The following is an 11,993-nucleotide window of genomic DNA, read 5'->3' as shown; positions in this document are numbered from 1 at the left end:
GTTTTTATGTTTATAAACAGAACATATGACAGAATAGAAGTCATTTATGTTAAAATAGATTGCACTCATTTATAAAAGGAGGCAGAAAACTTGGAAGCACAAACGCTAGGAAAAAAAGAGCGTTTTAAGTTGCTGCTGCAGCAGTTAGAGCTGACGAGTGATCAAATTGTTCCTTACTTTGAAAACGCAGCGATTGAAAAGCTCGTCATTCAGAAAGAACAAAAAAGATGGCATTTCCATTTTTCTTTAGAAGGGTTATTACCTTTTGAGATTTATGAGTTATTCCATGCTCGCATGTCTTCAGCTTTTTCTCATATTGCGAGTGTTTCTTTTTCTATTCAAACCGTTAATAAAGAATGTACGGAAGAGCATGTACAGTCATATTGGAAGCATTGTATTGGAGAAATGCAGGGCATATCTCCCCTTTTACAGTCGCTTTTACAAGATCAAATGCCGAGATTGAACGGTGCCAAATTGATTGTGAACGCACGCCATGATGCAGAAGGAACGGCTTTACGTAAAAAGTATAGTCAGTTAATTGCTGATCAGTATGCGTCCTATGGGTTTCCGAACCTTCAGCTAATGACGGAAGTTGTACATTCAGAAGAAGCATTTCAGCAGTTTGTAGAGCAACGAAAACAAGAAGATACAGAAAAAGTATTACAAGCCATCACAGAAATGCAAAATAAAGAAAATGAAAAAAGTGATGGACCAGACCTACCAAAAGGTCCGCTTACAATTGGATATACGATTAAAGACGAGACGGTTCGCCTGGATTCCATTGTGGATGAAGAAAAGCGAATTGCCGTTGAAGGATACGTATTTGATGCAGAAACTAGAGAATTACGAAGCGGACGTACGCTTCTTATTTTTAAAGTGACAGATTATACAAACTCTATTATGGTTAAAATGTTTTCGCGTGACAAAGAAGATATTCCTTTACTTCAAGCTATTAAAAAAGGAATGTGGGTAAAGGTTCGCGGAAGTGTACAAAATGATACATTTGTCCGTGATCTAGTTATGATTGGAAATGATGTTAACGAGATTACCGGTCCCGCTAGACAGGATACAGCGCCTGAAGATGAAAAGCGTGTGGAACTTCACTTGCATACGCCAATGAGTCAAATGGATGCCGTTTCATCTGTTGGAGCTTTAGTCGGACAAGCCAAAAAATGGGGACATCCGGCTGTAGCGATAACTGATCACGCGGTTGCACAGTCGTTTCCTGAGGCGTATGGAGCCGGGAAAAAGAACGGCATTAAAATACTGTACGGAGTGGAAGTCAATTTAGTAGACGACGGCGTGCCGATTGCCTATAATCCGCAGCATGTGGATTTGACAGAAGCAACTTACGTCGTATTTGACGTCGAAACAACCGGTTTGTCAGCCGTGTACGATACCATTATTGAACTTGCTGCCGTGAAGATGAAAGAAGGCGAAATCATCGATCGATTTGAACGGTTTGCAAATCCTCATCATCCTCTGTCTGCAACAACAATTGAGCTGACGGGTATTACAGATGATATGGTCCAAAATGCGCCTGAAATCTCAGAAGTACTTCGGGATTTTCACGAGTGGATGGGCGACAGTATTTTAGTCGCTCATAATGCAAGCTTTGATATGGGATTTTTAAATATGGGACTGCAAAAAATCGGATTAGAAAAAGCAGCTAACGGCGTTATTGATACGCTTGAACTCGGAAGATTTTTGTATCCGCATATGAAAAACCATCGTTTAAATACTCTTGCGAAAAAGTTTGATATTGAACTTGTGCAGCATCACCGCGCGATTTATGATGCGGAAACAACCGGCTATTTGTTAAATAAAATGCTGAAAGATGCATTTGAACGCGAAATTACGATGCACGATCGCTTAAATGATTATATGGGAGAAGGGAATGCATATCAGCGGGCCCGTCCTTATCATGCGACGCTTTTAGCACAAAACGACGTAGGTTTAAAAAATCTATTTAAACTCGTTTCGATTTCTCATTTAAATTACTTTTATCGAGTTCCGCGAATTCCAAGATCTCAGCTCGACAAATATCGAGAAGGCATCTTGATTGGAACCGCATGTGACCGAGGCGAAGTATTCGAAGGCATGATGCAAAAAGGAATTGATGAAGTAGAAGGAGCAGCTGAATTTTATGATTACATCGAAGTGCAGCCTCCTGACAACTACAAGCACTTAATTGAACTGGATTTAGTGCGAGATGAGAAAGCCTTAAAAGATATTATCAGCAATATTGTGAAGCTCGGTGAAAAGATTGGAAAGCCGGTTGTAGCAACAGGAAATGTTCACTATCTCAATCCGGAAGACAAAATTTACCGAAAAATTTTAATTGGTTCACAAGGCGGGGCTAACCCGTTAAACCGTCACCAGCTGCCGGATGTTCATTTTAGATCAACGGATGAGATGCTGAATTGTTTTTCATTTTTAGACGGGGACAAAGCGAAAGAAATTGTTGTTCATAATACGCAAAAAATAGCGGATATGATTGACGATATTAAACCAATTAAAGATGATTTATATACACCAAAAATTGAAGGTGCAGACGAAGAAATGCGTGAAATGAGCTATGCGATGGCACGCAGCATCTACGGTGAAGAGCTGCCTGAAGTAGTAGAAGCTCGCCTAGAGAAAGAGTTGAAAAGTATTATCGGCCACGGGTTTGCCGTTATTTACTTGATCTCGCATAAACTCGTTAAAAAATCCTTGAATGATGGTTACTTAGTTGGTTCACGTGGTTCCGTAGGGTCTTCATTCGTTGCGACGATGACGGAAATTACAGAAGTAAACCCACTGCCGCCGCATTATGTTTGTCCAAAATGTAAGAAATCCGAGTTTTTTAATGACGGTTCCGTTGGTTCTGGATTCGACTTGCCGGATAAAAGCTGTGAAGATTGTGGCGTACCATTTATTAAAGACGGACACGATATTCCGTTTGAAACGTTCTTAGGATTCAAAGGAGATAAAGTTCCTGATATCGATTTGAACTTCTCCGGAGAGTATCAGCCGCGAGCTCATAACTATACAAAAGTACTGTTTGGACAAGATAATGTATACCGCGCGGGAACAATCGGTACAGTAGCCGAAAAAACAGCTTATGGCTATGTCAAAGGCTATGCCGGTGACCGTGATTTACATTTACGAAACGCAGAAGTGGATCGTTTAGTAGCAGGATGTACGGGCGTAAAACGTACAACGGGTCAGCATCCAGGGGGGATTATCGTTGTACCGGACTATATGGATATTTTCGATTTTTCACCGATCCAGTTTCCAGCTGACGACCGCAATTCCGAATGGAGAACAACTCATTTTGACTTCCATTCGATTCATGATAATTTATTAAAACTTGATATACTCGGACACGATGATCCGACCGTGATTCGCATGCTTCAAGATTTAAGTGGAATTGATCCAAAAACGATTCCGACGGATGATCCTGAAGTGATGAAAATTTTTAGCGGAACGGAATCACTTGGCGTAACAGAAGAGCAAATTATGTGTAAAACAGGAACGCTTGGTATACCTGAATTTGGAACGCGCTTTGTGCGTCAAATGTTAGAAGATACGAAGCCAACGACGTTTTCAGAGCTTGTTCAAATTTCGGGACTGTCGCACGGGACGGACGTATGGCTTGGTAACGCGCAGGAGTTAATTCGCAATGACATTTGTAACTTAAGCGAAGTAATTGGCTGTCGTGATGATATTATGGTTTATTTAATTTATCAAGGTCTTGAACCGTCACTTGCCTTTAAAATTATGGAGTCTGTGCGTAAAGGGAAAGGGCTAACACCTGAATTTGAAGAAGAAATGATCAAAAATGGTGTACCGGACTGGTATATTGATTCCTGTAAAAAGATCAAGTACATGTTCCCTAAAGCCCATGCCGCTGCTTATGTATTGATGGCCGTGCGTATTGCTTACTTTAAAGTGCATCACGCGCTTCTTTATTACGCAGCGTACTTTACGGTTCGTGCAGATGACTTTGATATTGATACGATGATTAAAGGCTCAACTGCCATTCGAGCGAAGATGGAAGAAATCAACGCTAAAGGTTTAGATGCATCTCCTAAAGAGAAAAACTTATTAACAGTGCTTGAGCTTTCTTTAGAAATGTGCGAACGAGGCTATTCGTTTAAAAAAGTAGATTTATATAAATCAAGCGCAGATGAATTTTTAATTGACGGCACGTCTTTAGTGCCACCGTTTAATGCCATTCCCGGTCTGGGTACAAATGCAGCGCTGAATATTGTAAAAGCTCGTGAAACAGGAGAGTTTTTATCGAAAGAAGACTTGCAGCAGCGAGGCAAAGTATCGAAGACGATTTTAGAGTATCTAGACAACCATGGATGCCTTGAATCATTACCTGATCAGAACCAGCTTTCTCTTTTCTAACATTTGCATAAAATAAGCGGTTATGATATAGTAATTGTGGAAATGCTAAGGATACGGACGAGAAAGAGTGGGGAAACCCGCTCTTTCTTATTGATATGAACTTACTGACATAGTAAGTAGTATGGAGAACGAATCGGCTTCTAGCATGATTCGTTTTTTCTGTAGATTTTCAATCACCATGATTGATTTATTATGTGACGTTTAAAATCCTGCAACACAAATGACAACATTTCCACTCTAGTAGGTTAGACCTCTTATAGAGTGCAAAATAAAAATAGCAAATAAACCACTCTTTTTTGATATAAGAGACATAAAAAACGCGTAACCTAAACATACCATGCAATGTCTCGAAGGGAGGATTAGAATGAGTAAAAATGTAAAACAAACAGTGGAAGAAATGGTTTCCCCTATCTTAGAGGAAATGAATTTAGAGCTTGTTGAAATTGAATACGTAAAAGAAGGAAAAGATTGGTTTTTACGTGTGTTTATCGACTCTGATAACGGCGTGGATATCGAAGACTGCGGAGCAGTAAGTGAAAAATTGAGTGAGAAAATGGATGCAGTAGATCCAATCCCTCATAACTATTTTTTAGAAGTATCATCGCCTGGTGCGGAACGCCCATTAAAAAAAGATAAAGATTTTGAACGTGCAATTGGTAAGCATGTATACATAAAAACATATGAACCAATTGAAGGTGCAAAAGAATTTGAAGGCGAATTACAATCATTTGACGGAGAAACTGTCACATTATCTATTCGTATCAAAACACGCACAAAAACAGTGGTTTTACCATATGACAAAGTCGCTTTTGCTCGATTAGCGATTGTATTTTAATGTGTAGGGGCCAATATTAAAGGGGGATTATCCAACGATGAGCAGTGAGTTATTTGATGCCTTAGTCATTCTTGAAAAAGAGAAAGGCATTAGCAAAGATGTAATTATTGAAGCAATTGAAGCAGCGCTAATTTCTGCTTACAAACGCAACTTTAACCAAGCGCAAAACGTACGCGTTGATTTAAATTTAGAAAGAGGTTCAATGCGCGTGTTTGCTCGCAAAGATGTGGTTGATGAAGTATATGATCCACGCCTGGAAATTTCGGTTGAAGAAGCACAAACAATCAACCCTAACTTCCAGCTAGACGATGTGGTTGAAATCGAAGTAACGCCAAAAGACTTTGGACGCATCGCGGCTCAAACAGCAAAACAAGTTGTTACACAGCGTGTTCGTGAGGCGGAACGAGGCGTTATCTATTCAGAGTTCAGCGATCGCGAAGAAGATATTATGACAGGTATTGTTCAGCGTCAAGATTCTCGCTTCATTTATGTGAGCCTTGGCAAAATTGAAGCATTGCTTCCTCAAAGCGAGCAAATGCCAAATGAACAGTATAAACCTCATGATCGTATTAAAGTGTATATTACGAAAGTAGAAAAAACAACAAAAGGCCCACAAATCTATGTTTCACGTACGCACCCAGGTCTTTTAAAACGTCTTTTCGAAAAAGAAGTACCGGAAATCTATGACGGTACAGTTGAATTAAAATCAGTAGCTCGCGAAGCTGGAGACCGTTCAAAAATCTCTGTTCATTCTGAGTATGCTGAAGTAGATCCGGTCGGTTCTTGTGTTGGGCCAAAAGGTCAGCGCGTACAGGCTGTTGTAAATGAACTAAAAGGTGAAAAAATTGACATCGTTCGCTGGTCAAATGACCCAGTTGAATTTGTTGCCAATGCTTTAAGTCCATCTAAGGTAGTAGATGTGATTGTAGATGAAAATGAAAAAGCAACAACTGTTATCGTTCCTGACTATCAGCTGTCACTTGCAATTGGTAAACGTGGACAAAATGCACGTCTAGCTGCTAAGCTGACAGGCTGGAAAATTGATATTAAAAGTCAATCAGAAGCTGAACAAGAAGGTATGGTTGTAAAAAACAGCGATGATATGCTAGTAAGTCAACATGCATTTGATTCAGATGAAGATATGGAATAAGAGGTGAGCCAAGGTGAACAATCGTAAAAAAGTCCCGATGCGAAAATGTGTGGCCACTGGAGAAATGAAGCCTAAAAAAGAGCTAGTACGCGTTGTACGCTCAAAAGAAGGCGACGTTTCAGTTGATGTAACGGGTAAAAAGTCCGGGCGCGGAGCTTATGTAAGCAAGGATAAAGAAGCAATTTTATTGGCAAAAAAGAAAAATGTGCTTTCGACACATTTAGGCGCGTCAATAGATGAAGCGGTTTATGAAGAGTTGCTAGCGCTTGTAGAAAAGGAGAAACAGTCACGCTAATGAATGAACAATGGATCTCCTTTTTAGGGCTTGCAAACCGTGCACGCAAATTGATTTCTGGAGAAGAACTTGTGGTTAGAGAAGTTCGGAAACAAAAAGCAAAGTTAGTACTTTTAGCAAGCGATGCGTCTGAAAACACAAAGAAAAAAGTAACGGATAAATGTTCTTACTACAACGTTTCGGTTAAAATCGTTCCCGATCGCTATACGCTAGGTCAAGCGATTGGTAAAGATGCTCGAGTTGTAGTAGCCGTGATGGACGAGGGATTTGCTAAAAAGCTAGCAACGATGCTCGGTTAATTTTATGGGGGTGAAAGTATTGAATAAAAATACAAAATCAACAGCTAACAAAGGAAACAATAAAGGTAACAAAAAGCCACAGGCACAAAAGTCACAGGCACCAAAAGGTAGACCAGCTCCAGCAGCTGCAAAAGAGTTACCGGAAAAAGTAACGTTTGTCGGAAGCTTAACGGTTTCTGAGTTAGCAAAAGAATTAGGCAAAGAGCCTTCTGAAATTATTAAAAAACTATTTATGCTTGGTGTAATGGCAACAATTAACCAAGAGTTAGATAAAGATTCTATCGAACTAATTGCCGGAGAATACGGTGTAGAAGTTGAAGAAGAAGTAGTAGTAGATGACACTGCTTTTGAATCATTAGAAATCATTGATGACGAAAAAGACCTTCAAGTGCGTCCTCCAGTTGTTACAATCATGGGTCACGTTGACCACGGTAAAACGACGCTTCTTGACTCTATCCGTAACACAAAAGTAACGGCTGCAGAAGCAGGCGGTATCACGCAGCATATCGGTGCTTATCAAGTTGTGGTTGACGAAAAGAAAATTACATTCCTTGATACACCAGGACATGCTGCATTTACAACGATGCGTGCTCGCGGTGCGCAAGTAACGGATATTACAATCCTTGTTGTTGCAGCAGACGATGGTGTAATGCCTCAAACAATTGAAGCGATTAACCATGCAAAAGCGGCAGAAGTGCCAATTATTGTTGCGGTTAACAAAATGGATAAAGAAGCAGCAAATCCAGATCGCGTTATGCAAGAACTAATGGAGCACGGCCTTGTAGCTGAAGAGTGGGGCGGAGAAACAATCTTCTGTAAGCTTTCAGCCATTTCAGGTGAAGGGATCGATCAATTGCTTGAAATGATTTTACTTGTAAGTGAAGTAGAAGAGTTAAAAGCAAATCCTAACCGTCGTGCAGCAGGTACAGTTGTAGAAGCACAGCTAGATAAAGGCCGTGGGTCTGTAGCAACGCTTCTTGTTCAAACTGGTACACTACGCGTAGGTGATCCAATCGTAGTCGGAAATACGTTTGGCCGCGTTCGCGCAATGGTAAATGATATCGGCCGCCGAGTGAAGGAAGTAGGACCATCTACTCCGGTTGAGATTACTGGCTTAAACGAAGTTCCGTTAGCTGGAGATCGTTTCTTAGTGTTTGAAGATGAGAAAACAGCTCGTCAAATCGGAGAAGCTCGTGCTCAAAAGCAGCTTGAACAACAGCGTGGTGAAAAATCTCGCGTAAGCTTAGATGATTTATTTGAAAAAATTAAACAAGGTGAAATGAAAGACTTAAATCTTATCGTAAAAGCAGACGTACAAGGTTCTGTAGAAGCATTGGCTGCTGCTCTTCAAAAGATTGATGTAGAGGGTGTAAATGTTCGTATTATCCATACGGGTGTAGGTGCGATTACAGAATCTGATATCATTCTTGCAACTGCTTCTAACGCAATCGTTATCGGCTTTAACGTGCGTCCGGATGCTGGAGCAAAACGTACAGCTGACGTAGAAAACGTAGATATTCGTCTTCACCGCATTATTTATAAAGTAATTGAAGAAATTGAATCTGCGATGAAAGGAATGCTTGATCCTGAGTTTGCTGAAAAAATCATCGGTCAAGTGGAAGTACGTCAAACATTCAAAGTATCAAAAGTTGGTACAATCGCAGGAAGTTACGTAACAGACGGTAAAATTACACGTAACAGTGGAATTCGTTTAATCCGTGACGGAATTGTTATCTTTGAAGGTGAAGTAGATGTGCTAAAACGCTTTAAAGACGATGCAAAAGAAGTCGCTCAAGGATATGAGTGTGGTATTACAATTAAAAACTTCAATGATATTAAAGAAGGAGATATTATTGAAGCATATGTAATGGAGCAAATTGATCCTAAATGATTGGACTAGTGGAGTGTGAATGCTTAATTTACGATGCTGCTTCTCTTAAAGAAAAACGTGCCGTGCTTCAGCGCATCTTGATGCGCTTGAAGCAGCGGTTTAACGTATCAGTTTCAGAAACTGATTTTCAAGATGTGTGGCAACGAACAAAAATTAGCATTGTCGCAGTCTCATCTAGCCGTGTCACAACGGAACAAGAACTGCAAAAAGCGCTAAGCTTGATTGATTCTTTTCCAGAGATTGAACGTACCATTACAACTTTTGATTGGTTATAAAAGGGGTGACACAGATGAACATAAGAGCAACTAGAGTCGGAGAACAAATGAAAAAAGAGATGGGCGAGATTTTAAATCGTAAAATCAAGGATCCGCGCATCGGTTTTGTGACTGTAACAGATGTTCAAGTATCAGGCGATTTACAGCAAGCGAAAGTGTATATCTCTGTTTTAGGAGATGCTGAACAGCGTGAGAATACGTTAAAAGGCCTTGCGAAAGCAAAAGGATTTATCCGCTCAGAAATCGGTCAGCGCATTCGCTTACGTAAAACACCTGAAATTACGTTTGAGTTTGATGAATCAATTGATTATGGTAATCGAATTGAATCATTGCTTCATGAAATTAAAAAAGAAAGCGATGACCATCAAGAGAACGAATAAGATCAGTGAATGTAGAAACAAAAAAGGGTGTCTCAAAAGTGGTTTTTGCTTCTGAGACACCCTTTTTTAAATGAAAAGGAGATGAAGAATGAGTGGACGGTGTTTTAGTTTTACATAAACCAGCTGGCCTGACTTCGCACGACTGTGTGTTTAAAGTCCGAAAGCTGCTTCGCACTAAAAAAGTAGGGCATACAGGCACATTAGACCCAGACGTTACAGGGGTATTGCCTATTTGTATCGGTAGAGCTACCAAGATTGTAGAATATCTAACAGGAGCTACTAAAACCTATGAAGGAGAAGTTACACTCGGATTTTCTACAACAACAGAAGATTCTTCCGGAGAGGTTGTAGAAGAAAAGAAAGTAGAGGATTCTTTTTCACGTGCTCAAATCGAAGAAGTGCTGTCTTCGATGACAGGAGAACTTCAGCAAGTCCCTCCAATGTATTCAGCGGTAAAGGTCAAAGGTAAAAAACTATATGAATATGCAAGGCAAGGAATCGAGGTAGAGCGCCCTGTTAGAACTATTCATATCTATAGCTTTGAACTGCTGGATGATCGCTCTACATTTGAGGGAGAACAGATTTCCTTCAAATTCCGCGTAACGTGCAGCAAAGGTACATATGTGCGAACGGTTGCTGTGATGATTGGAGAAGCTCTTGGCTATCCATCTCATATGTCTTATTTGCAGCGAACGGGTTCCGGGCAGTTTTCACTGGAAGATTGTGTGACATTCGAAGATATTGAACGGGCGGTAGAAGAAGAAACGATCAATGAGAAACTGCATTCGATCGAAGAAGCTCTTAATCATTTGCCGAAACTTCAAATTAGTGATACATTAGCAGAGAAAGTGAAAAATGGCGCGGTATTGCCGTGTACGGAAGATGAAGAGTTAAAAAAAGAACCATTCTTTTTAATGATAAATTCTGCAGGCAAGTGCTTAGCAATTTATGCTCAGCACCCAACAAAAAAACATTTAATGAAGCCGGTTAAAGTGTTGGCAATCGACTAGACCGGTTAGAGAAAAGGTGAACTGTGTTTTGGAAACGATTGAAATTCGACATCCACACCACTTTCAACGAGAAGCTGTTCAACAATCAGTGTTAGCGCTTGGTTATTTTGATGGTGTGCATTTAGGGCATCAGCAAGTGATAAATTCAGCAAAACAGTTAGCGGATGAAAAAGGCATAGCTAGTGCTGTTATGACGTTTACTCCTCACCCTTCTGTGGTGCTTGGGCGCAATGTGCAGCACATTGATATGATCACACCACTTCAAGAAAAAAAGAAACTCATTGAGGAAATGGGAATTGACTTTTTATATATCGTTCATTTTGATAAACAGTTTGCAGCACTATTGCCTCAAGAGTTTGTTGATCAGTATATTATTGGCCTGAATGTGCAGCATGTGGTAGCTGGATTTGACTATACGTATGGAAAGTTAGGTAAAGGAACAATGGAAATACTACCATTTCATTCTCGATCAAAATTCACTCAAACAACAATTGATAAGTTAACAAATGGCGAAGAAAAAATTAGTTCAACGCTTATTCGCGAAAATTTAGCAAATGGAGACATGCATCGAGTAAAAGAGCTGCTTGGGCGCTATTATGAAGTGTCAGGTACAGTAACTCATGGAGAAAAGCGAGGCAGGCAAATAGGTTTTCCGACTGCTAACATCGCTTTAGACGATGAGTATTTACTTCCGCGCATCGGCGTGTATGCTGTTGAGCTTCAGCTCCACGGCAAGTGGTATGCAGGAGTATGCAACGTGGGCTACAAGCCGACTTTTCACGATAATTTAGAAAAGCCAACAATCGAAGTCCACTTATTATCATTTGACGAGCAAATCTACGATCAGCACGTAACGGTGAAATGGCACCGAATGATTCGTTCAGAAAAAAAGTTTAGCGGCATCGAAGAGCTTGTCGGTCAGATCTCAAAGGACAAGGAAGAAGCCCTTGCTTATTTTGAAGGAATTCAAAAGCATAAGAAATAAAAAAATATATATAAATAGTTGCTACGACTTGCTTTTTGTTCTAATAAGTAGTAACATAACACTTGTATGTAAAACAACCATTGCTTGGCATTACGATTCACCAACGTTTTGCTCGGTAACTGGGGTTTAATAATAAGGAGGTGAATAGGATGGCTATCACACAAGAGCGTAAAAATGAAATCATTAGTGAGTACAAAACTCATGCGAACGACACTGGTTCTCCAGAAGTTCAAATCGCTGTCCTAACAGAGCAAATTAACAATCTAAACGGTCACTTACGTACTCATAAAAAGGATCACCATTCACGTCGTGGTCTTTTAAAAATGGTAGGTCGACGTCGTAACTTACTTAACTACCTACGTAACAAAGACGTTACTCGTTATCGTGAGTTAATCAACAAACTTGGTTTACGTCGATAATAAGAAGAAAGCGGGAGCATTCCCGCTTTTTTAGTATGTACATTTAAGAAACA

Annotated in this window: 10 protein-coding genes and 1 pseudogene; all 11 read left to right on the top strand. The window is 40.1% G+C overall.

Annotated elements, in window-relative coordinates:
• The first annotated feature begins 90 nt into the window (after positions 1-90).
• Positions 91-4,401 (top strand): PolC-type DNA polymerase III, encoded by a 4,311-nt coding sequence (locus ACFX4N_RS15365; protein ID WP_013058841.1) that lies wholly within the window; start codon positions 91-93, stop codon positions 4,399-4,401.
• A 364-nt stretch (positions 4,402-4,765) separates the two neighbouring features.
• Positions 4,766-5,236, top strand: a complete 471-nt coding sequence (gene rimP / locus ACFX4N_RS15360) for a ribosome maturation factor RimP (RefSeq protein WP_013058840.1) — start codon at positions 4,766-4,768, stop codon at positions 5,234-5,236.
• A gap of 37 nt (positions 5,237-5,273) precedes the next feature.
• A complete protein-coding gene (gene nusA / locus ACFX4N_RS15355; protein ID WP_013058839.1) occupies positions 5,274-6,386 on the top strand; it encodes a transcription termination factor NusA in 1,113 nt (370 codons plus the stop codon).
• A 13-nt stretch (positions 6,387-6,399) separates the two neighbouring features.
• On the top strand, positions 6,400-6,681 hold the full coding sequence (gene rnpM, locus ACFX4N_RS15350) for an RNase P modulator RnpM (protein ID WP_013058838.1): 282 nt from the start codon (positions 6,400-6,402) through the stop codon (positions 6,679-6,681).
• Positions 6,681-6,980: a YlxQ family RNA-binding protein gene (locus tag ACFX4N_RS15345; protein WP_013058837.1), complete on the top strand. Its 300-nt coding sequence runs from the start codon at positions 6,681-6,683 to the stop codon at positions 6,978-6,980. Before rnpM ends, ACFX4N_RS15345 begins: the two co-directional genes overlap by 1 nt.
• 22 nt (positions 6,981-7,002) lie before the next feature.
• A pseudogene (gene infB / locus ACFX4N_RS15340) lies at positions 7,003-8,871 on the top strand (translation initiation factor IF-2); the annotation flags it as partial.
• Positions 8,868-9,146, top strand: coding sequence for a DUF503 domain-containing protein (locus ACFX4N_RS15335; protein WP_013058835.1), 279 nt, complete (start codon positions 8,868-8,870; stop codon positions 9,144-9,146). The pseudogene infB and the gene ACFX4N_RS15335, both read left to right, overlap by 4 nt.
• A 14-nt stretch (positions 9,147-9,160) precedes the next feature.
• Positions 9,161-9,526 (top strand): 30S ribosome-binding factor RbfA, encoded by a 366-nt coding sequence (gene rbfA, locus ACFX4N_RS15330; protein ID WP_013058834.1) that lies wholly within the window; start codon positions 9,161-9,163, stop codon positions 9,524-9,526.
• Between the two features lie 92 nt (positions 9,527-9,618).
• On the top strand, positions 9,619-10,536 hold the full coding sequence (gene truB, locus ACFX4N_RS15325; protein WP_057273938.1) for a tRNA pseudouridine(55) synthase TruB: 918 nt from the start codon (positions 9,619-9,621) through the stop codon (positions 10,534-10,536).
• 28 nt (positions 10,537-10,564) lie between these two features.
• Positions 10,565-11,521: a bifunctional riboflavin kinase/FAD synthetase gene (ribF, locus tag ACFX4N_RS15320; RefSeq protein WP_013058832.1), complete on the top strand. Its 957-nt coding sequence runs from the start codon at positions 10,565-10,567 to the stop codon at positions 11,519-11,521.
• Positions 11,522-11,670: 149 nt separating this feature from the next.
• Entirely contained in the window at positions 11,671-11,940 is a 270-nt protein-coding gene (gene rpsO, locus ACFX4N_RS15315; RefSeq protein WP_013058831.1) for a 30S ribosomal protein S15, read from the top strand.
• Positions 11,941-11,993 lie beyond the last annotated feature (53 nt).

Source organism: Priestia sp. YIM B13551, assembly GCF_042787905.1.
GTDB lineage: Bacteria > Bacillota > Bacilli > Bacillales > Bacillaceae_H > Priestia.
This window is presented reverse-complemented; position numbering and strand designations above follow the sequence as displayed.

What these genes read in the sequence shown, in the direction of transcription:
- rimP (WP_013058840.1), top strand. Translation starts at nt 4,766, where the DNA reads ATGAGTAAAAATGTAAAACAAACAGTGGAAGAAATGGTTTCCCCTATC.
- nusA (WP_013058839.1), top strand. Translation starts at nt 5,274, where the DNA reads ATGAGCAGTGAGTTATTTGATGCCTTAGTCATTCTTGAAAAAGAGAAA.
- ACFX4N_RS15345 (WP_013058837.1), top strand. Translation starts at nt 6,681, where the DNA reads ATGAATGAACAATGGATCTCCTTTTTAGGGCTTGCAAACCGTGCACGC.
- ACFX4N_RS15335 (WP_013058835.1), top strand. Translation starts at nt 8,868, where the DNA reads ATGATTGGACTAGTGGAGTGTGAATGCTTAATTTACGATGCTGCTTCT.
- rbfA (WP_013058834.1), top strand. Translation starts at nt 9,161, where the DNA reads ATGAACATAAGAGCAACTAGAGTCGGAGAACAAATGAAAAAAGAGATG.
- rpsO (WP_013058831.1), top strand. Translation starts at nt 11,671, where the DNA reads ATGGCTATCACACAAGAGCGTAAAAATGAAATCATTAGTGAGTACAAA.